The 18,827-nt window shown below is 73.6% G+C and carries 20 protein-coding genes and 1 tRNA gene; 8 read left to right on the top strand and 13 right to left on the bottom strand.

The genetic code is table 11. From position 1 onward, the window contains the following. Window position 1 precedes the first annotated feature (1 nt). From hpaD to IEW90_RS04705, 4 genes are read left to right on the top strand one after another with little or no spacing between them, the layout of a single operon-like run. Window positions 2-1,129 carry a 3,4-dihydroxyphenylacetate 2,3-dioxygenase gene (hpaD, locus tag IEW90_RS04720; RefSeq protein ID WP_188716548.1) on the top strand — a complete coding sequence of 376 codons (1,128 nt, stop codon included), beginning with the start codon at window positions 2-4 and terminating at the stop codon, window positions 1,127-1,129. Then, window positions 1,126-1,956 (top strand): 2-keto-4-pentenoate hydratase, encoded by an 831-nt coding sequence (locus IEW90_RS04715; protein ID WP_373284713.1) that lies wholly within the window; start codon window positions 1,126-1,128, stop codon window positions 1,954-1,956. The genes hpaD and IEW90_RS04715 overlap by 4 nt, the downstream gene beginning before the upstream one ends. Continuing rightward, window positions 1,953-2,810, top strand: coding sequence for an aldolase/citrate lyase family protein (locus IEW90_RS04710; RefSeq protein WP_188716546.1), 858 nt, complete (start codon window positions 1,953-1,955; stop codon window positions 2,808-2,810). Before IEW90_RS04715 ends, IEW90_RS04710 begins: the two co-directional genes overlap by 4 nt. Window positions 2,811-2,856: 46 nt before the next feature. Continuing rightward, window positions 2,857-4,803 (top strand): FAD-dependent monooxygenase, encoded by a 1,947-nt coding sequence (locus IEW90_RS04705; protein ID WP_188716544.1) that lies wholly within the window; start codon window positions 2,857-2,859, stop codon window positions 4,801-4,803. A gap of 77 nt (window positions 4,804-4,880) precedes the next feature. Here the strand turns inward: IEW90_RS04705 and IEW90_RS04700 are convergent, their stop codons facing one another. Continuing rightward, complete coding sequence (locus tag IEW90_RS04700) at window positions 4,881-6,179, bottom strand: acyltransferase family protein (RefSeq protein ID WP_188716542.1); 1,299 nt, start codon at window positions 6,177-6,179, stop codon at window positions 4,881-4,883. Between the two features lie 122 nt (window positions 6,180-6,301). On the opposite strand from IEW90_RS04700, the gene IEW90_RS04695 reads away from it, so the two are divergent. Beyond that, window positions 6,302-7,522 (top strand): YihY/virulence factor BrkB family protein, encoded by a 1,221-nt coding sequence (locus tag IEW90_RS04695; RefSeq protein WP_188716540.1) that lies wholly within the window; start codon window positions 6,302-6,304, stop codon window positions 7,520-7,522. Window positions 7,523-7,586: 64 nt separating this feature from the next. On the opposite strand, the gene IEW90_RS04690 is transcribed toward IEW90_RS04695, so the two are convergent. The 6 genes from IEW90_RS04690 to gltX form a co-directional block, all read right to left on the bottom strand. Next, entirely contained in the window at window positions 7,587-7,976 is a 390-nt protein-coding gene (locus tag IEW90_RS04690) for a DoxX family protein (protein ID WP_188716538.1), read from the bottom strand. Window positions 7,977-7,990: 14 nt separating this feature from the next. Further along, entirely contained in the window at window positions 7,991-8,389 is a 399-nt protein-coding gene (locus IEW90_RS04685) for a DUF1304 domain-containing protein (protein WP_188716536.1), read from the bottom strand. A 58-nt stretch (window positions 8,390-8,447) separates the two neighbouring features. Continuing rightward, the gene (locus IEW90_RS04680) at window positions 8,448-8,684 is read right to left on the bottom strand and encodes a PLDc N-terminal domain-containing protein (protein ID WP_188716533.1); all 237 of its coding nucleotides are present in this window, start codon (window positions 8,682-8,684) and stop codon (window positions 8,448-8,450) included. 145 nt (window positions 8,685-8,829) lie between these two features. Next, window positions 8,830-8,901, bottom strand: a tRNA-Gln gene (locus tag IEW90_RS04675). A 77-nt stretch (window positions 8,902-8,978) separates the two neighbouring features. Then, window positions 8,979-9,890, bottom strand: coding sequence for an NAD(P)/FAD-dependent oxidoreductase (locus IEW90_RS04670; protein ID WP_229679487.1), 912 nt, complete (start codon window positions 9,888-9,890; stop codon window positions 8,979-8,981). Between the two features lie 14 nt (window positions 9,891-9,904). Then, a complete protein-coding gene (gene gltX, locus IEW90_RS04665; protein WP_188716529.1) occupies window positions 9,905-11,395 on the bottom strand; it encodes a glutamate--tRNA ligase in 1,491 nt (496 codons plus the stop codon). Window positions 11,396-11,430: 35 nt separating this feature from the next. Between gltX and IEW90_RS04660 the strand changes: the two genes are divergently transcribed. Next, entirely contained in the window at window positions 11,431-12,111 is a 681-nt protein-coding gene (locus IEW90_RS04660) for a permease prefix domain 1-containing protein (protein ID WP_188716527.1), read from the top strand. Here IEW90_RS04660 and IEW90_RS04655 read toward each other — a convergent pair. The 5 genes from IEW90_RS04655 to IEW90_RS04635 form a co-directional block, all read right to left on the bottom strand. Further along, window positions 12,080-12,406, bottom strand: coding sequence for a PadR family transcriptional regulator (locus IEW90_RS04655; protein WP_188716525.1), 327 nt, complete (start codon window positions 12,404-12,406; stop codon window positions 12,080-12,082). The two genes, IEW90_RS04660 and IEW90_RS04655, sit on opposite strands and share 32 nt — an antisense overlap. A gap of 62 nt (window positions 12,407-12,468) precedes the next feature. After that, on the bottom strand, window positions 12,469-13,086 hold the full coding sequence (locus IEW90_RS04650) for a DUF937 domain-containing protein (RefSeq protein ID WP_188716523.1): 618 nt from the start codon (window positions 13,084-13,086) through the stop codon (window positions 12,469-12,471). Window positions 13,087-13,183: 97 nt separating this feature from the next. Beyond that, entirely contained in the window at window positions 13,184-13,951 is a 768-nt protein-coding gene (locus IEW90_RS04645) for a fumarylacetoacetate hydrolase family protein (protein ID WP_188716521.1), read from the bottom strand. Further along, window positions 13,951-15,042, bottom strand: a complete 1,092-nt coding sequence (locus IEW90_RS04640) for a branched-chain amino acid aminotransferase (protein ID WP_188716519.1) — start codon at window positions 15,040-15,042, stop codon at window positions 13,951-13,953. Before IEW90_RS04640 ends, IEW90_RS04645 begins: the two co-directional genes overlap by 1 nt. Next, window positions 15,039-16,097: a 3-isopropylmalate dehydrogenase gene (locus tag IEW90_RS04635; protein WP_188716517.1), complete on the bottom strand. Its 1,059-nt coding sequence runs from the start codon at window positions 16,095-16,097 to the stop codon at window positions 15,039-15,041. The genes IEW90_RS04640 and IEW90_RS04635 overlap by 4 nt, the downstream gene beginning before the upstream one ends. A gap of 171 nt (window positions 16,098-16,268) precedes the next feature. Between IEW90_RS04635 and IEW90_RS04630 the strand changes: the two genes are divergently transcribed. Next, window positions 16,269-16,526, top strand: a complete 258-nt coding sequence (locus IEW90_RS04630) for a DUF6458 family protein (RefSeq protein WP_188716515.1) — start codon at window positions 16,269-16,271, stop codon at window positions 16,524-16,526. A 72-nt stretch (window positions 16,527-16,598) separates the two neighbouring features. Here the strand turns inward: IEW90_RS04630 and IEW90_RS04625 are convergent, their stop codons facing one another. Next, window positions 16,599-18,125 carry an MFS transporter gene (locus IEW90_RS04625; RefSeq protein ID WP_188716513.1) on the bottom strand — a complete coding sequence of 509 codons (1,527 nt, stop codon included), beginning with the start codon at window positions 18,123-18,125 and terminating at the stop codon, window positions 16,599-16,601. Between the two features lie 90 nt (window positions 18,126-18,215). On the opposite strand from IEW90_RS04625, the gene IEW90_RS13910 reads away from it, so the two are divergent. After that, entirely contained in the window at window positions 18,216-18,749 is a 534-nt protein-coding gene (locus IEW90_RS13910; protein ID WP_188716511.1) for a TetR/AcrR family transcriptional regulator, read from the top strand. The last annotated feature ends 78 nt before the right edge of the window (window positions 18,750-18,827 follow it).

Below are 18,827 nucleotides of genomic sequence, written 5' to 3'. Positions count from 1 at the left end.
CATGACCACCACCACCGCGCCCGACCCGGCGAACACGAACCCGATCCCCACCCCGACGCTGCCCGCGCCCGACATCGTGCGCTGCGCCTCGATGGAGCTCGTCGTCACCGATCTCGCGGCCTCCCGCGCGTTCTACGTCGACGTGCTGGGCCTCCACGTCACCGAGGAGGAGGACGAGGTCATCTACCTGCGCTCGTTCGAGGAGTTCATCCACCACAACCTCGTCCTGCGGAAGGGCCCGGTGGCCGCGGTCGCCGCGTTCTCGTACCGGGTGCGGACGCCCGAGGACGTGGACCGCGCGGAGGCGTGGTTCCAGGAGCTCGGCTGCCGCACCGAGCGCCGCCGCGACGGCTTCGTCAAGGGCCTCGGCGACAGCGTGCGCGTGCAGGACCCGCTCGGCTTCCCCTACGAGTTCTTCCACGAGGTCGAGCACGTCGAGCGCCTCCACATGCGCTACGACCTCTACTCGGCCGGCGAGCTCGTGCGCCTCGACCACTTCAACCAGGTCACGCCCGACGTGCCGCGCGGCCGCGCCTACCTCGAGAGCCTCGGCTTCCGCGTCACCGAGGACATCAAGGACGACCAGGGCGTCACCTACGCCGCGTGGATGCACCGCAAGGGCACCGTGCACGACACCGCGCTCACCGGCGGCGACGGGCCGCGGATGCACCACGTCGCGTTCTCGACGCACGAGAAGCACAACATCATCCAGATCTGCGACAAGCTCGGCGCGCTGCGCATGAGCGACCACATCGAGCGCGGCCCCGGCCGCCACGGCGTCTCGAACGCCTTCTACCTCTACATCACCGACCCCGACGGCCACCGCGTCGAGATCTACACGCAGGACTACTGGACCGGCGACCCCGACAACCCCGTCATCACGTGGGACGTGCACGACAACCAGCGCCGCGACTGGTGGGGCAACCCCGTCGTGCCCTCCTGGTACACCGAGGCCTCCCCCGTGCTCGACCTCGACGGGAACGTCGTCGAGACCGTCGCCCGCACCGACTCCTCCGAGATGGAGGTCACGATCGGCGCCGACGGCTTCTCGTACACGCGCGCCGGCGACGAGGACGGCACCTACCGCGGCGAGGCCGCGAAGGGCTTCAAGCTCGGGAATCAGCTGTGACCGAGCCGGGCAGCACGCCGCGCCACCTGCGCGGCGGCCGCGGGCTCTCCGACGAGGCGGTCGCCGCGATCGCCGACGAGCTCGCCGAGGCGACCCGCACGCGCACCACGATCGAGCGCATCTCGGCCCGCTACCCGGACGCGACGATCGAGGACTCGTACGCCATCCAGCGCATCTGGCGCTCGCGGCGCGAGGAGGCCGGCGCGCGGCTCGTGGGCCGCAAGATCGGCCTCACCTCCCGCGCGATGCAGGAGGCGACCGGCATCACCGAGCCCGACTACGGCGTGATCTTCGACGACCAGGTGTTCCGCTCGGGCGAGGTGCTCGAGCACGCCCGCTGGTCGAACGTGCGCGTCGAGGTCGAGCTGGCGTTCGTGCTGCGCTCGCCGCTCGAGGGCGCGGGGCTCACGGTCGACGACGTGCTCGACGCCACGGAGGCCGTCGTGCCGGCCGTCGAGATCCTCGACTCCCACATCGAGCTCGCCGGCCGCACGATCGTCGACACGATCAGCGACAACGCGGCGCTCGGCGCCGTCGTGATCGGGGATGCGGAGATCGGCCCGCGCGACCGCGACCTCTCGTGGGTCGGCGCGATGTGCGTCGTGAACGACGAGGTCGTCGAGACCGGCGTCTCGGGCGGCGTGCTCGGGCACGCGGCGCACGGCGTCGCGTGGCTCGCCGGCAAGCTCGCGCAGCACGGCGACCGGCTCGAGGCGGGCGACCTCGTGCTCGCGGGCTCGTTCACGCGGCCCGTCTGGGTGCACCCGGGCGACCGCCTGCGCGTCGAGTACCAGGATCTCGGCGTCGTCGAGGCGGTGTTCCGGTGACCGGCCAGCAGGCGGGCCCCACGACCGCTCGCGACGCCTTCGCCGCTCGGGGCGACCGCCCGCTCGTGGGCCTCTGGAACGCGACCGGCGACCCGATCGCGGCCGAGATCCTCGCCGGCTCGGGCGCCGACCTGCTCATCGTCGACGGCGAGCACGGGCCCCTGGGCCTGCGCGAGATCCTCGCCGTGCTGCAGGCGGCGGAGGCGTACCCGGTCGCGACGGTGGTGCGGGTGCCCTGGAACGACCCCGTCATCATCAAGCAGGTGCTCGACCTCGGCGCGCGCAGCCTCGTCGTGCCGATGGTCTCGACGCCCGAGCAGGCCGCCGCCGCCGTGCGCGCCGCCCGCTACCCCGGTGCCGCCGGCGCGCGCGAGGGCGCCCGCGGCATCGGCTCGGCGCTCGCGCGCTCCTCCCGCTGGGGCCGCATCGCCGGCTACGTCGGCGCCGCCGACGAGCACGTGAGCGTGCTCGTGCAGATCGAGACCGCCGAGGGCGTCGCGAACGCGGCCGCCATCGCGGCGGTCGACGGCGTCGACGGCGTGTTCATCGGCCCCGCCGACCTCGCCGGCTCGCTCGGGCACCCGGGCGACCCCGGCCATCCCGACGTCGTCGCGGCCGTCGACGCGACGGTCGACGCCGTCCGCGGCGTCGGCACGCCCGTCGGCGTCAACGCGTTCGCCCCCGCGGACGCCGACCGCGTCGTCGCCCGCGGCGCCGCGTTCGTCGTCGTCGGCGCCGACGTCACGATCCTCGCCCGCGGCGCCGAGGCCGCCGTGGCGCAACTGCGGCGCGAGCCGGGCGACGCTGCGACCGACGACTCCGCGCCCACGACCCGCGCGACCGACAGCTACTGACCCGTGGCGCCGCGACGCCGCGGCCCGCGACCTCGAAGGAGAGGCCATGCAGTTCCACCACCACGGATACGTCGACGAGGATCCGCGCGTGCTGCCCGCCGCCGGCCACGGCCTCGACCGGCCCGCGTCGCTGCCGGAGGAGACCGACGTGCTCGTCGTCGGCACCGGCCCCGCCGGCATGCTGCTCGGCGCTCAGCTGTCGATGTACCCGGACGTCGCGACGCGCGTCGTCGAGCGCCGCGGCGGCCGCCTCGAGCGCGGCCAGGCCGACGGCCTGCAGGCCCGCTCCATCGAGACGTTCCAGGCGTTCGGCTTCGCCGAGCGGCTGCTCGCCGAGGCGTACCGCATCACCGAGATGCAGTTCTGGCGCCCCGACCCGGCCGACCGCACGCGGATCCACCGCGCCGAGAAGGCCATCGACTCCGCGGGCCTGCCCGACTCGGAGCTGAGCGAGTTCCCCCACGTCATCTGCAACCAGGCGCGCGTGCAGGACTACTTCGCCGAGTACATGCGCCACTCCCCCAGCCGCATGGCGCCCGACTACGGGTGGGAGCTGCTCGACCTGGTGGTCGAGGACGCCGACGAGGCGGATGCATCGGCCCACCCGGTCGTCGCGACGTTCCGCCGCACGGTGGAGGCGGAGGGCGAGCCGGTCGGCGCCGAGCGCGTCGTGCGCGCCAAGTACGCCGTCGGCTGCGACGGCGCCCGCTCGGTCGTGCGCCGCGCGATCGGCGGCCACCTGCAGGGCGACTCCCGCAACCACGCGTGGGGCGTCATGGACGTGCTCGTCGACACCGACTTCCCCGACATCCGCACGAAGTGCGCCATCCAGTCGGCCGCGGGCAGCATCCTGCTCATCCCCCGCGAGGGCAACGCGCTCGTGCGCATCTACGTCGACCTCGGCGACATCGCGCCCGAGGATGCCCACGCCGTGCGGCAGACGCCGATCGAGACGATCGTCGAGCGGGCGCAGGCGATCCTCGCGCCCTACCGGCTCGAGGTGCGGCACGTCGCCTGGTGGAGCGTCTACGAGGTGGGCCAGCGCGTCGCCGACACCTTCGACGACGTCGCGCCCGAGCGGCGCGGCCAGCAGCATCCGCGCGTCTTCATCGCCGGCGACGCCTGCCACACGCACTCGGCGAAGGCCGGGCAGGGCATGAACGTGTCGATGCAGGACACCTTCAACCTGGGGTGGAAGCTCGGCTCGGTGCTCGCCGGCCGCAGCCCCGCCGCCATCCTCGACACCTACTCCGAGGAGCGCCAGGTGGTCGCGCAGCGGCTCATCGACTTCGACCGCGAGTGGTCGACGCTCATGGGCGCGCGCACCCTCGACCCCGCGCATCCCGAGCTCGGCGGCATCGACCCCAAGGAGGTCACCGCCCACTACCTGCGCTCGGAGCGGCAGGCCTCGGGCTTCGCGACGCACTACGAGCCCTCGCGGATCACCGGCACGGGCGAGCACCAGGCGCTCGCGACGGGCTTCCCGATCGGCGAGCGCTTCTGGTCGGCGCCCGTCGTGCGCGTCTGCGACGCCGTGCCGGTCGAGCTCGGCCACCACATGCGCGCCGACGGCCGCTGGCGCCTCTACGCCTTCGCCGGCCCCGAGGCGCCCGGGCAGGGCGGCGCGCTCGAGGCGTGGGCGGAGTGGCTGCGCACGTCGCCCGAGTCGCCGTACGTGACGACGCACGTGGAGGGCACGGATGCGGGCTCGGTGCTCGATGTGAAGGTCATCTGGCAGCAGTCGCACGACGATGTCGAGCCGGGCGACGTGCCGACCGTGTTCCGGCCGCGCTTCGGGCCGTTCCAGGTGATCGACGAGGAGCTCGTCTACGCCGCCGACGAGGCGGACGACATCTTCGAGCGCCGCGGCGTCGCGCGCGAGGGCGCCGTCGTGGTCGTGCGCCCCGACATGTTCGTCTCGGCGGTGCTGCCGCTCGACCGCCCGGACCTCCTGGCGGCCCACTTCGACGGCATCCTGCTGCCCGCCTCCTGACGCCTGCGCGCGCGTCCCCCATCCGCTGGTCGAGGATCGCGCCGCCGCAGGCGGCACGCGTCTCGCGACCACCCGCCTCAGCGCCGCACCGCTCCCTCCCGCCGCTCGGCGACGCCCGGCCGCGGCTCCGCCCCGCGGCCGGGACCGCCGACCATCAGGCCGACCACTGCGACGAGCACGAGCGCGAGCCCCACGAGCCCCTGCTGCAGCGGCAGGTAGCCGAGCACGAGCGTCCAGCCGACGCCGACCACGGCGACGACCGACCAGGCCCACGCGGCCCACGCGGGCGTCCGCCGGTCGCGCGCCTCCGGCCACAGCCGCTCGAGCCGCGGCACGACGAGGCACAGCAGCGCGATCACCGCCGCGATCGCGAGCACCCACGGGATGCGCGTCCACCACCACGACGGCGAGAGCGGCTCGGGGAACGGCAGACCGACCGCGAGCTGCGCCCAGAGCACGAGCGCCATCGCGACCGTGTGCCAGAGGTAGACGATCATCCCGAAGGTGCCGAGCGCCCCGACCGCGAGCAGCACGGGCCGCCGCCGCATGAGGGCGCGGATGGCGGGCTGCAGCAGCGTGAAGAGGTAGCACTGGGCGAGCGCGAGCAGGATGATCGTCGACGTCGGCGGGTTGAGGTTGTCGAGCATGTCGTTCGAGTACCCGAGGCCGAAGACGGCCACGACGAGCAGCGCGTACGCGGCGACCGCGAGCCCCACGAGCAGCCGGCGCGGCCGCTTCGCGTACCAGCCGTCGCGCACGCCGAAGCCGAGCTGCTGCACGAACAGCCACACGAGCAGCCAGTTGAGCGGCAGGAGCGGGATGCCGGCGAAGCGCGTCAGCAGGTCGCAGGCGACCGCGGCGCCGGCGAGGCCGAAGTAGGTCGCCCAGGCGGCGCGGTGGTGCAGCCACGACATGAGGGGCACGAACGCGGTGACGAGCACGTAGACGGCGATGAACCACAGCGGCTCCGCGAGCCGCACGGCGAAGGTGCGCAGCAGCTCCACGTCGACGCCCGCGACCAGCATCGCCACGAGCACCAGCAGCACGCCCGCCATCGCGGTCGCGACGGGTCGCGCGAGCCGGAGGGTGCGGATGCGCACGTAGTGGCCCACCGTCTCGCCCGCGTGCCGCAGCCGCCGCCAGGTGGTGATGCCGGCGAAGCCGCCGGCGATGAAGAACGTCGGCATGATCATGAGCACCCACGTGGCCCACGCGAGCGGCTGCCAGCCGTCGAGCGCGTTCGATGCTCGCAGCGGATCGCCGCCGATGCCCATCTGCAGCGCATGCAGCAGCACGACGATCGGCAGGCACACCGCCCGCACGGCGTCGATCGAGAGGTCGCGGTCGGGCGGGATGCGGGGGATGCTGCGCTGCACGCGCTCAACCTAGCCGGGCATCCGGCTCACGCTCAGCATCCGCGCATCGCACGCTTGTCCCCCATGCGACCGGGTGGGGTACATTTCCGAGCCTCAGCCAGCACTGGCGGAAGGACCCTGACATGACGAGCACCGACCCGATCGACGCCACCCTCGACGCGGCCGACGCCCCGCCGCCGGACGCCGCGCACAAGCCGCAGCAGCCGCAGCGCCTCGAGGGCGACAGCTGGAAGTACGCGCTCAAGCGGGCAATGAAGGAGTTCTCGAGCGACCACGGCACCGACCTCGCGGCGATGCTCACGTACTACACGGTGCTCTCGCTCGCGCCCGGCCTGCTCGCGGTCTTCTCGATCATCTCGCTCGTGCTCGCGGGCAACGCGGGCGCCGTCACGGGGAGCATCGACGGCCTCGTGCAGCGCCTGCCGGACACCGCGAGGCCGCTCGTCGAGGACCTCGTGCAGACCGTGCTCGGCGAGAGCTCGGTCGGCGTCGCCGCGCTCGTCATCGGCATCGCGACGGCCGTCTGGTCGGCCTCCGCATACGTCAAGGCCTTCTCGCGCTGCATGAACATCGTCTACGGCATCGAGGAGGGCCGCGGCTTCGTGAAGCAGACGGCGACGATGCTGCTCATCACGCTCGCCCTGCTCGTGGGCATCGTCGCGATCCTCGTGTCGCTCGCGCTCACCGAGACCCTCGTGACGGCCGTGCTGGGCCCGCTCGCCGAGCCGCTCGGCCTCGGCGGCGTGCTCGGCTTCCTCACCCAGACCTTCCTGCCGATCTGGGCGTGGGTCAAGTGGCCGGTCATCCTCGTGCTCGTCGTCGCGATGATCGCGCTGCTCTACTACCTCGCGCCCAACCTGCAGCAGCCGAAGTTCACCTGGGTGAGCATCGGCTCCGTCGTCGCCATCGTCGGCATCGCCATCGCGGCGGTCGCGCTGTCGCTCTACTTCGCCTTCTTCGCCGGCTACAGCTCGTACGGCGCGATCGGCTCCGTGATGGCGCTGCTGTTCGCGCTCTGGATCTTCAACATCGTGCTGCTGCTCGGCGCGGAGGTCGACGCGGAGGTCGAGCGCGCTCGGCAGCTGCAGGCGGGCATCGAGGCGGAGTCGGCGATCCAGCTGCCGCCCCGCGGCACGAAGAAGGTCGAGAAGAAGGCGGCGCAGCGCGACGAGCTCGAGGCGCAGGGCCGCGAGCTGCGCGAGGCGCACGACGACCGGACGGATGCGGAGCGCGAGCGCGACGACGCGCGCGAGCGGGAGGCGGTCGAGCGGGAGCGTCCCCGTGAGCGTCCCACGCACCGGAAGCGCCGCCTGCTCGGCATCTTCTCCCGCAAGGACGACTGAGCCACCCGCTGGTCGAGGAGCGCGCCGCCGCGGGCGGCACGAGTCTCGAGACCACCCGGCGCGACTACCGCCGCGTCGCCCAGAGCGCCCACGCGACGAGCACGGGCTGGAGGAAGAGCCGGCCGAAGCGCCGCTCATCGGTGTCGAGGCCGAAGGCGGAGCGCCGGTGCACCCACTGCGAGATGTTGCCGGGGAGCACGGCCGCGAAGAACGCTGCGGCGACGGTCCCCACGAGCGGCCGTCGCGAGGGCGGCGCGAGCAGCAGCGCTGACCCGAGCGCGATCTCCGCCACGCCGGATCCGACGACCACCTGGTCGGTCGAGAAGGGCGAGAGCTCCACGACCGTCTCCGGCACCTGCGCCCGGAAGTCGCGCCGCGCGAACGTCAGGTGCGCGATCCCGGCGAAGACGAGGGCGCCGCCGAGCGCCGCCCTCGCGAGGGTCCGGCCCGGCATCCGGAGTCCCGGCATCAGGTGGCCTGCCCGATCGCCACGAGCGCCGTGACGACCGCGATGAGCGGGAACAGCCCCTGGATGACGGCCGGCCGCGCCTTCGAGCGGTCGGTGCCGACGAGGTAGAGCGCGGCGCACAGCATGATGCCGGTCCCGACGAGCACGACCGCGAGGCCCGTCTCGCGCGCACCGGCGAGCGCGACGACGACACCGGCGACCGCGGCGACGGCGAGCAGCAGGTTGTAGACGCCCTGGTTGGCGGCGAGCTGCTTCGACGCCGCCGCGTGCTCGGGCGTCGTGCCGAAGATGCGGCGCGTGGCGGGCGCCTCCCAGCGGAGCGTCTCGAGGACGAAGATGTACGCGTGCACGGCGGCCGCCAGCACGGCGGCGATGCTGGCGATGACGGCGAGGTCCATGGCGGCACCCTACGCCCGCCGCCCGTGCGGCCGCGGCGAGGGGCGCCCGGCGACCGCCTCAGTACCGCCGGATGCCGACCTCGCGCTCGAGCTGCGGCGTGCGGTCGGCGAGCAGCAGGAACGCGATGAGGCCCGCGATCGGGAACGCGAGGATCGCGAGGCCCCACACGACCTTCGACACGAGCGCGACGTCCATCCTCAGGAGCTTGGCGACGGCCCAGACGCAGACCGCGGCCCACACGGCCACGACGACCAGCAGCCCGATCGCCAGACCATCGATCCCGAACGCACCCATGCGCACCTCCTCGCCCTGTCCGCATCCTGCCAGAGCGAGCACGAGGCCGCTCGCGCCCGCGCCGAGCGACCAGCAGGTCGGTCGGCGCGAGCGCCGAGCGCGCCCTGGACGCGAGAAAGCCCCCGCGTCAGCGAGGGCTTCAGAGCTGGGGTACCTGGACTCGAACCAAGAACAAAGGTACCAGAAACCTCCGTGTTGCCAATTACACCATACCCCAAGGGCGTCCGCCGAGGCGTCCGCACCGAGTATCGAGCATAGCGGCTCCCCCGCCCGGGCGCGAATCGGCGCCGCCCGTCAGCGGCCGCGCGCGATGAGGTCGCGGTTGATCACCGAGGCCGCGACGGTGCCGGCGCCCGCGGCGACCGCCAGCTGGCGGAAGCCGGGAGTGATGTCGCCCGCGGCGTAGAGGCCTTCGACGGAGGTGCGCTGCGAGCGGTCGACGAGCACGAGGCCCGCCTCGTCGGTCTCGACGCCGAGCCCATCCGCGAACGAGAGCTGCGGATGCCACAGCGGCCTCACGAAGCCGGCGGTGCGCACGCTGCGCTCGCCGTCCTCGAGCACGATCGCCTGCATGCCCTCGCGGTCGCCCTCGATCGCCGCGATGGGCGAGCGCACGAGCGCGATGCCGTGCTCGGCCAGCCGCTGCTCCCCCGCCGCGTCGACCGCGTCGACGCCGTTCGTGAAGACGGCGAGGTCGTCGGTGTGGCGGCGGATGACCATGGCGCGGTCGACGAGGTCGGCGGTCTCGCCGATCAGCGCGAGCGCCTGGCCGCGCTTGTCGTAGCCGTCGCAGTCCATGCACGAGTGGAGCGAGGTGCCGTACCAGGCGCGCACGTGCTGCGGCGCCGGCAGCGTCTCGGAGAGCCCGGTCGCGATGAGCACCGCGGCGGCGCGCGTCTCGCCGGCGACGCGCGAGCCGCGCTGCTCGGTGCGCACGACGAAGCCGCCGTCGAAGGGCTCGAGCGCCTGCACGAGCGTCCGCTCGTGGTGCACCGTCGGGTAGCGCAGGACCTCCTCGCGACCCATCGTGCGCAGCTCGATGGGCGAGATGCCGTCGCGCGTGATGAAGCCGTGCGACTGCAGCGTCGCCGCGTGCCGCGGGCGGTTCGAGTCGAGCAGCGCCACGCTGCGCTGCGCGCGCGCGAGGTTGAGCGTCGCCGCGAGCCCCGCGGGGCCTGCGCCGATGACGACGACGTCGACGTCCACGCTGCCCGCCATGCTCAGGCGGCGGCCGCGAGCCGGTCGATGCGTGCGAGCGTCGACGCGCGGCCGAGCAGCTCGAGCGACTCGAAGAGCGGCGGCGAGACCCGGCGGCCCGTCACGGCCACGCGCAGCGGCGTGAACGCGAAGCGCGGCTTGATGCCGAGGCCCTCGACGAGCACCTCGCGCAGCACCTGCTCGATCGAGGCCGCGTCGAAGGTCTCGAGCTCGGCGAGCGCGCGCCGCGAGGCCTCGAGCGCGGCGTGGGCGTCGTCGCCGAGGCCGGCCACGGCATCCGCGTCGTGGTGGATGTCCTCGTCGTCGAGGAAGAGGAAGCCCAGCATGTCCTCGGCCTGGCCGATGAGCTGCATGCGCTCCTGCACGAGCGGCGCGGCCTTCGCGAGCAGCGCGCGCTCCTCGTCCGAGGGCGGGCCGCCGAAGACCCGCCCGAGGTACGGCTCGAGGCGGGCGGCGAAGTCGTCGGCCGCGAGCAGGCGCACGTGGTCGCCGTTGATCGACTCCGCCTTCTTGGCGTCGAAGCGCGAGGGGTTGGGGTTGACGTCCTCGACGTCGAACGCGGCGATGAGCTCGTCGCGGGTGAAGACGTCGCGGTCGTGCGAGATCGACCAGCCGAGGAGCGAGAGGTAGTTGAGCAGGCCCTCGGGGATGAAGCCGGCCTCGCGCAGCAGGAACAGGTTCGACTGCGGGTCGCGCTTCGAGAGCTTGCGGTTGCCGTCGCCCATCACGTACGGCAGGTGGCCGAAGCGCGGGATGGCCGAGACGACGCCGATGTCGGCGAGTGCGCGGTAGAGCGCGATCTGCCGGGGCGTCGACGAGAGGAGGTCCTCGCCGCGCAGCACGTGCGTGATGCCCATGAGCGCGTCGTCGACGGGATTCACGAACGTGTAGAGCGGGGCGCCGTTCGGCCGCACGACGACGAAGTCGGTGAAGGAGCCGGCGGGGAAGGTGATCTCGCCGCGCACGAGGTCGTCGAACGAGAGGTCCTCGTCGGGCACGCGCAGGCGGAGGCTCGGCGTGCGGCCCTCGGCGCGGAGCGCCTCGCGCTGCTCCGACGTCAGGTCGCGCTCGAAGTTGTCGTAGCCCTGGCGCGGGTCGCGGCCGGCGTCGCGGTTGCGCTGCTCCATCTCCTCCGGGGTCGCGAACGACTCGTACAGGTGCCCGGCGTCCTTGAGGCGCTCGATGATGCCGGCGTAGACGTCGCCGCGCTGCGACTGGCGGTACGGCGCGTGCGGGCCGCCCGTCTCGACGCCCTCGTCCCAGTCGATGCCGAGCCAGCGCATCGCGTCGAGCAGCTGCACGTACGACTCCTGGCTGTCGCGCGCCGCATCCGTGTCCTCGATGCGGAAGACGAGCTTGCCGCCGTGGTGGCGCGCATAGGCCCAGTTGAAGAGGGCGGTGCGGATGAGGCCGACGTGCGGGGTGCCGGTCGGCGAGGGGCAGAAGCGGACGACGACGTCGCTGCCGGTCGCCGTCGAGAAGGGGACGCTCATGATGACTCCATCCTAGGCGTGGGACGATGGATGCGATGCTCCGGACCGATCCCGTCGACCGCCTCCTGGCCCGTCTCGGCCAGGATCTGCGGGCGACGGGCCGCGCTCGCCGCGACGTGCTGCGCGAGGTCGAGGGCGACCTGCGAGAGGCGGTCGCGGCGCGGGTCTCGCGGGGCGCCTCGGAGGCCGACGCGGCGGAGGCCGTGGTCGCCGAGTTCGGCGACGCGGGGGCTGTGGCCGCCGACCTCTCGCGCGAGCTGCTCGCCGACCTCGGGCGCCGCTACGCGCCCGCCTCGGCGGTCGCCGCCGGCGTGCTCATCGCCGCGTGGGTCGTCGGCATGACGACGCTCGCCTCGCTCCCCGGCTTCCGCGTGCCGCTCGAGGTGGGCTGGATGCTGCCGCTCTCGCGCGCGCTCGACGTCGTCGCGCCGATGGTCGCGGTCGCGGCCGTCGCGGGATGGCTCGCGATCCGCCGCTCCGGGTCGCTCGCGGCGCTCGTCGCCGTCGCGGGCCTGCAGCTCGCGCTCGCGGGCGTGCTCGTCGCGGGCGCGGTCGTGATGGCGGCGACGCTCCCGGCACCGACCGGCGGCGCGGGCATCCTCGCCGCGCTCGTGGCGCTCACGGTGCTGCTCGGCGGCGCGATGGCCGCGGGCGCCGCCGCGCTGCTCGTGCGCTTCGGCGCGGTCAGGCTCGCGCCGCGCCCAGCACGCGCGTGATGATCGAGGCGGTCGCCGCCCAGTCGTCGCGCTCGGTCGCGAGCGCGCGCTCGCCGGAGGCCGTGAGCCGGTAGACCCGCTTCGAGCGCCCCTCCGACGCCCACTCCCCCTCGATGTGGCCGCGCCGCTCGAGCCGCTTCAGCGCCGGGTAGACCGTGCCGCTCGGGAAGTCGAGCTCGCCGCCGGACCGCTCCCGGATGCGCTCGATCGCGCCGTAGCCGTGGATCGGGCCCTCGGCGAGCACCGAGAGCAGCATCGCGTCGACGTGGCCGCGGAGCGCATCGGGGGAAGCCATGCCGAGACTCTACCGGTCGGCAGGCTCCATATGCAGACAGCCTCCACTCAGCGTGCCGCGGGCTATCGCTTGCCTCCGCCCAGCAGCCCGCCGAGGACGTCGCCGAGCGGACCGAGCGGGCCTCCCGACGAGCCGCCCGAGCCGCCACCGAGGAGACCGCCGAGCAGGTCGCCGAGGCCGCCGCCCTGCTGCTGCGCGGGCTCGGGGTCCGGTGCGGGCCGCTGCGCCTTCCCCTCGCCGAACGGCGATTCGACGTGGCCCCCCTGCTGCTGCGCGGCCTGCCCCTGCTGCCCGCCGAGGAACCGGTTCGCGATCCACGCGATCACCATGGGCGCCACGATCGGCAGGATCTTCCGGATGATGCCGCCGAGGGCGGAGTCGCCGCCCGCGGCGCGGGCGACCTGGTCGGTGCGGTCGCCGAAGACGTTGTGGACGATCCGCTCGCCGTCGTCGGCGTCGACGTCGCCGCCGAGCCGCTCGTCGAGGTGCCCGCGATGCTGGCCGAGCGCACCCACGAGGGAGCGCTCCCCTGCGGGGTCGGCCGCGTTCGCCTGCATGCCGCCCACGAGCACCGGCACGATCGCGTCGATCGCGCGCCGCGCATCGTCCTCGCTCACACCCGCCTGCTGCGCGATGCGTCCGACCGGCATCCGCCCGACGAGCTGCTGGACCTCGGACATGGAACCTCCTCGTCTCGCCGCCCGCCCGGACGTCGCTCGAGGCCGATGCTAGGACGCACCGGCCTCGAGCGGCAGGGATCGGGAGCGCGCTCCCAGGTCAGGCGTGCGCGACGACCGGGCTCCGCAGCGTGCCGACGCCCGGCACCTCGACCTCGACGGTCTGGCCGGGCTCGAGCGGGCCGACGCCCTCGGGCGTGCCCATGAGCACGACGTCGCCGGGCAGCAGCGTCATCGCGGCGGTGATCCAGGTGAGCACGGTCGGCACGTCGAAGACCCAGTCGCTCGAGACGCCGTCCTGCCGCACCTCGCCGTCGACGCGCGTGATGACGCGCAGCGCGTCCCAGTCGGGCTCGGTCTCGATGGCCGGGCCGAGCGGGCAGAACGTGTCGAAGCCCTTCGCCCGCACCCACTGGCCCTCGGCGCGCTGCAGGTCGCGCGCCGTCACGTCGTTCGCGACGGTCACGCCGAAGACGGCACTGAGCGCGTTGTCCGGCGTCAGCCGCCGCGCGACCGAGCCGATGACGAGCGCGACCTCGCCCTCGAAGTGCACGCTCTCCGACTCCGGCGGCAGCACGATCGCGTCGCCCGGGCCGATCACCGAGGTGTTCGGCTTGAGGAAGACGAGCGGCTGCGTCGGCACGTCGTTGCCGAGCTCGGCCGCGTGCTTCGCGTAGTTGCGGCCGACGGCCACGACCTTCGAGCGCGGGATGACCGGCGCGAGCAGCTTCGCCTCGCCGAGCGGGATGCGGTTGCCCGTCGTGTCCCACAGGCCCAGGATGGGGTCGCCCGAGAGCTCGACGAGGGCGTCCTCGTCGACGATGCCGAAGCCGATCCGCCCCTGGTGCGAGAAGCGCGCGACCCGCATCAGCGCGCGCCCGTCAGCCGCACCATCCAGCCGTGCGGGTCCTCCGCGCGGCCGTACTGGATGTCGGTGAGCCGGGCGCGGAGCGCGAGGGCGACGGGGCCGGCCGGCGCCTCGGGGTCGCCGATCGTCTCCTCGGTGGTCTTCAGCGCCGCGATGGGCGTGAGCACCGCCGCGGTGCCGCACGCGAACGCCTCGGTGATCGAGCCGTCGGCGACGCCGTCGCGCCACTCGGCGAGCCTCACGGGGCGACGCTCGATGCGGTGGCCGTCGTCCTCGGCCAGCTGGAGCAGCGAGTTGCGGGTGACGCCGTCGAGGATCGAGTCGGAGTCGGGGGTCACGAGCGTGCCGTCGGCCTTGACGAGCACGACGTTCATGCCGCCGAGCTCCTCGAGGTCGGTGCCGGCCTCGTTGAGGAAGAGCACCTGCGCGCAGCCGTTCGCGACGGCGATCTGCGTGGGCAGGAGGCTCGCGGCGTAGTTGCCGCCGCACTTCGCGGCACCCGTGCCGCCGCGGCCGGCGCGGTTGTACTCGCGCGAGAGCCAGATCGAGACGGGCTCGACGCCGCCTGCGAAGTACGGGCCCGCGGGGCTCGCGATCACCATGAAGCGCACCGTCTGCGCCGCCCGCACGCCGAGGAACACCTCGTTGGCGATCATGAACGGGCGCAGGTACAGCGAGTCCTCGCCGCCCTCAGGCACCCACGCCTCGTCGACCTCCACGAGGCGGCGGATCGCCTCGAGGAAGAGCTCCTCGGGGATCTGGGGCAGCGCGAGGCGCGCGGCCGAGCGCTGCATCCGCTTGGCGTTCTGGTCGGGGCGGAAGGTCCAGACCGAGCCGTCGGCGCGGCGGTACGCCTTCATGCCCTCGAAGATCTCCTGGCCGTAGTGGAGCACGGCCGAGGCCGGGTCCATCTGCAGCGGGCCGTACGGCTCGACGCGAGCGTCGTGCCAGCCGCCGTCCTGCGTCCAGTCGATCGAGACCATGTGGTCGGTGAAGTGCTTGCCGAAGCCGGGCTGCGCGAGCACCGCCGCGCGGACCTCGTCGCTCGCGGGGCGCTCGGAACGGGTGAGCGTGAACTCGGTGGTGGTCATGCGTGCTCCTTGGATGCTCGGATGCGCTCGGCGATCGCGTCGCCGACCTCGCTCGTGGTGCGGCGCGCGTCGCCGCGTGCGTCGACGTCGGCGTCGACGGCGGCGCGGATGCGCTCGGCCGCCTCGGCCTGGCCGGTGTGCTCGAGCAGGAGCGCCGCCGACAGGATCGCCGCGGTGGGGTCGGCGGCTCCGGTGCCCGCGATGTCGGGCGCGGAGCCGTGGACCGGCTCGAACATGCTGGGGTGGGCGCCGGACGGGTCGAGGTTGCCCGATGCGGCCATGCCGATGCCGCCGCCGACGGCGCCGGCGAGGTCGGTGATGATGTCGCCGAAGAGGTTGTCGGTGACGATGACGTCGAAGCGGCTGGGCCGGTCGACGAGGAAGATGGTCGCGGCGTCGATGTGGAGGTAGTCGACGGCGACGTCGGGGTGCTCGGCGGCGACGGCGTCGACGGTGCGCCGCCACAGGCCGCCCGCGTGCACGAGCACGTTGGTCTTGTGCACGAGCGTGACGCGCTTCGAGCGCTGCTCGGCGAGGTCGAAGGCGAAGCGCACGACGCGCTCGACGCCGAACGCGGTGTTGACGCTGGTCTCGTTCGCCACCTCGTGGGGCGTGCCGACGCGGATGGCGCCGCCGTTGCCGACGTAGGGGCCTTCGGTGCCCTCGCGGACGACGACGAAGTCGATGTCGCCCGGCTCGCGCAAAGGGCTCTGCACCTTGGGGTGGAGCTTCGTCGGCCGGAGGTTGACGTGGTGGTCGAACGCGAAGCGCAGCTTCAGCAGCAGGCCGCGCTCGATGATGCCGCCCGCGAGGCGCGGGTCGCTCGGGTCGCCGCCGACGGCGCCGAGCAGGATCGCGTCGTGGCTGCGGAGCGCGTCGATCGTCGCGTCCTCGAGGATCTCGCCGCTCTCGAGGTAGTGGGCGGCGCCGAGCGCGTACTCCGTCTCGACGACCTCGACGCCGTCGACGGCCGCGCGGATGGCCTTCCGGGCCTCCGTCGTGACCTCCGGGCCGATGCCGTCGCCTGCGATGACCGCGAGCCGCAGCTGCTCCACGCTTCCTCCTCGTGCGCCGTGCGCGTCGAATGCCGGCGCCGCACCGGCGCGGGCCGTGCCTCCACCCTAGCCGCGCGCACGCCCCTCGCCTGGCGTCCAGCATCCCGCGCTACCGTCCCCCGCAGCGGCCGCCTGAGTCCCGGGCGGCCACCGATCGGACGGAGAGCTCGCATGAGCATCGGATTCGGCATCTTCCTCATGGCCGTCGGCGCGATCGTCGCCTGGGCGGTCCCGGCACTCTGGCAGGTCGACGGCGCCAACTGGACGCTGATCGGCTACATCCTGCTCGCCGCGGGCGCCCTCGTGACGCTCATCGGCATCATCATGGCCGCCCGCTCGGGGCGCACCTCGCAGGTGACGCGCTCGGCGGTCGACCCCGACACCGGCACGCGCGTCGAGCGCACGGAGCGTCGCGACGACGTCATCTGACCCGCACGCACGAGCGGCGCCGCCCCGAGGGGGCGGCGCCGCTCGTCTGCGTCGGCTGAGGCGCGCGCCCGACTACGCGCGCCGGAGGGCGCGGAGCGACACGACGATCGCCACCACGACGAGCGCCGCGCCCGTCACCGAGGTCCAGACCGCGCCGTGGTCGAAGGCGACCCTCGCCGCCTCGGCGACCGCCGCGCCCAGCTCGCCCTGCACCCGCTCGGCGACGTCGAGCGCGCCCGCGAGCGTCTCGCGGGCGGCAGCCGCATCCGTCGCCGCGAGCCCCTCCGGCAGCGCGATCGTCGAGCGGTACACGGCGCTCACGATGCCGCCGAGCACCGCGGTGCCGAGCACCGCGCCGAGCTCGTAGGCGGTCTCGGAGACCGCGCTCGCAGCACCGGCCTTCGCGGGCGGGGCGGTCGAGATGACGATCTCGTTCGAGAGCGTCTCGGCGGCGCCGACGCCGGCGCCGAGCAGCAGGTACGCGATCGCGACGTGCAGCGGCGTGAGGTCGTCGCCTGCGATCGCCACGAGCAGGTAGCCGGCGACGGAGCTCGCGAGGCCGATCGCGATGATGCGGTGCGGACGCAGGTGCCGCACGAGCCGCACGACGCCGAGGCCCGTCGCGACCATGGCGATCGTGCCGGGCACGAGCAGCAGCGCGGCGTCGAGCGTCGACATGCCCTCCACGAGCTGCAGGTGCTGCGTGAGGAAGAAGAGCGCGCCCACGAGTGCGACGACGCTCAGCAGGTTGATCGTGATGGCGCCGGCGAACGCCGGGATGCGCAGCAGGTCGATGTCGAGCATGGGGTTCGGGACGCGGCGCATGCGGCGCACGAAGGCGGTGCCCGCGGCGATCGCGGCGACGACCATGGCGAGGGCGACGAGGTCAGGGCCGTCGACGGCGACGTGCTTGATCGCGGCGGCGAGCGCGCCGAGCGCGACGATCGAGAGCAGGATGCCGATCGGGTCGATGCGGCCCGGGTTCGGGTCGCGGCTCTCGCGCACGAGCAGCGGCGCGGCGACGAGCAGCGGCAGCAGCACCGGCACGGCGAGCAGGAACACCGAGCCCCAGGCGAAGTGCTGGAGCAGCAGTCCGCCGACCGTCGGGCCGAGGGCGCTGCCCACCGAGAAGGCGGTCGCCCAGACGGCGATCGCGAGACGGCGCTGGTCGCGGTGCTGGAACGTGGAGCGCAGCAGCGAGAGCGTCGAGGGCATGAGCATCGCGCCGAAGAAGCCGAGCGCGGCACGGGCGGCGATGAGCGTCTCGGCGTTCGGCGAGAACGCCGCGAGCACCGAGACGAGGGCGAAGCCCGTGGCGCCGATGAGCAGCATCCGGCGGCGGCCGCAGCGGTCGCCGAGGCTGCCCATGGCGACGAGGAGGCCGGCGAGCACGAGCGCGTACGCGTCGACCATCCACAGCTGCTGGGCGGCGTCGGGCTCGAGCGCGAGCGCGATCTGCGGCAGCGCGAAGGCGAGCACCGTGTTGTCGATCGAGACGAGCAGCACCGGGAGCATGAGGACTGCGAGCGCGACCCACTCGCGCGCCCCGGCGCGGGGCGCGGTCGTCTCGTCGATGCGCTGCATCTGGCCGGTCTGCATGGTCTGCTCCTCTCGAGGGTCGGCGAGGGCGCTCGCGGACCACGCAACTGTACCGTCTGGACGGTTTGTTGGCAACGCTAGGGTGGACGCATGGCCCGCGACGGCTCCACGAGGGAGCTCCTGCTCGACGCGTACGTCGCCCTGCTCATCGAGGAGGGCGAGCGCGCCGCGACCGTGCAGGCCGTCGCCGACCGCGCCGGCGTCTCGAAGGGCGGGCTCCTCTACCACTTCGGGTCGAAGGCCGACCTCGAGGCCGGCCTCATCGAGCGGTTCCTCGCGTTCGGCGCCGAGGACGTCGAGGCCCTGCTCCGCGCCGACGACATCGTCGAGGCGTTCCTCCGCTCCTCCATCGCCGTCGACTCCGGGTTCGACCGCGCGACCGTCGCGCTCGTGCGGCTCGCGCAGCTGCCCACCGGCGGCCCGGCGCGCGCCGCGATGCAGCGGATCGACGACGCCTACGCCTCCGCGATCGCCGAGCGGCTCGGCGACGAGGAGCTCGCGCACGCGATCGTGCTCATGTCGGACGGCATCTACCTGCGCTCGGCGATGGGCGCCCTCGACCCGGCCCGCGCCGAGGCCGAGCTCGAGAGCATCCTGGCCATCGCCCGGCGGCTCGGCGCCTGAGGCGAGCCGCGCACCGCGCCGTGAGGCCGGCTCGGTATCCTGACCTCGCGCGGCGGGTCACGAGCGCCGCGCGGAGGA

This window comes from Agrococcus terreus (assembly GCF_014645235.1).
Lineage (GTDB): Bacteria > Actinomycetota > Actinomycetes > Actinomycetales > Microbacteriaceae > Agrococcus > Agrococcus terreus.
Note: the sequence above shows the minus strand (reverse complement) of the source record. Positions and strands in the feature narration are given on the sequence as shown.

Coding starts and splice junctions, on each gene's coding strand:
- hpaD (WP_188716548.1), top strand. CDS start 2: ATGACCACCACCACCGCGCCCGACCCGGCGAACACGAACCCGATCCCC.
- IEW90_RS04705 (WP_188716544.1), top strand. CDS start 2,857: ATGCAGTTCCACCACCACGGATACGTCGACGAGGATCCGCGCGTGCTG.
- IEW90_RS04695 (WP_188716540.1), top strand. CDS start 6,302: ATGACGAGCACCGACCCGATCGACGCCACCCTCGACGCGGCCGACGCC.
- IEW90_RS04690 (WP_188716538.1), bottom strand. CDS start 7,976: ATGCCGGGCCGGACCCTCGCGAGGGCGGCGCTCGGCGGCGCCCTCGTC.
- IEW90_RS04685 (WP_188716536.1), bottom strand. CDS start 8,389: ATGGACCTCGCCGTCATCGCCAGCATCGCCGCCGTGCTGGCGGCCGCC.
- IEW90_RS04680 (WP_188716533.1), bottom strand. CDS start 8,684: ATGGGTGCGTTCGGGATCGATGGTCTGGCGATCGGGCTGCTGGTCGTC.
- gltX (WP_188716529.1), bottom strand. CDS start 11,395: ATGAGCGTCCCCTTCTCGACGGCGACCGGCAGCGACGTCGTCGTCCGC.
- IEW90_RS04660 (WP_188716527.1), top strand. CDS start 11,431: ATGCTCCGGACCGATCCCGTCGACCGCCTCCTGGCCCGTCTCGGCCAG.
- IEW90_RS04655 (WP_188716525.1), bottom strand. CDS start 12,406: ATGGCTTCCCCCGATGCGCTCCGCGGCCACGTCGACGCGATGCTGCTC.
- IEW90_RS04650 (WP_188716523.1), bottom strand. CDS start 13,086: ATGTCCGAGGTCCAGCAGCTCGTCGGGCGGATGCCGGTCGGACGCATC.
- IEW90_RS04645 (WP_188716521.1), bottom strand. CDS start 13,951: ATGCGGGTCGCGCGCTTCTCGCACCAGGGGCGGATCGGCTTCGGCATC.
- IEW90_RS04640 (WP_188716519.1), bottom strand. CDS start 15,042: ATGACCACCACCGAGTTCACGCTCACCCGTTCCGAGCGCCCCGCGAGC.
- IEW90_RS04630 (WP_188716515.1), top strand. CDS start 16,269: ATGAGCATCGGATTCGGCATCTTCCTCATGGCCGTCGGCGCGATCGTC.
- IEW90_RS04625 (WP_188716513.1), bottom strand. CDS start 18,125: ATGCAGACCGGCCAGATGCAGCGCATCGACGAGACGACCGCGCCCCGC.
- IEW90_RS13910 (WP_188716511.1), top strand. CDS start 18,216: ATGGCCCGCGACGGCTCCACGAGGGAGCTCCTGCTCGACGCGTACGTC.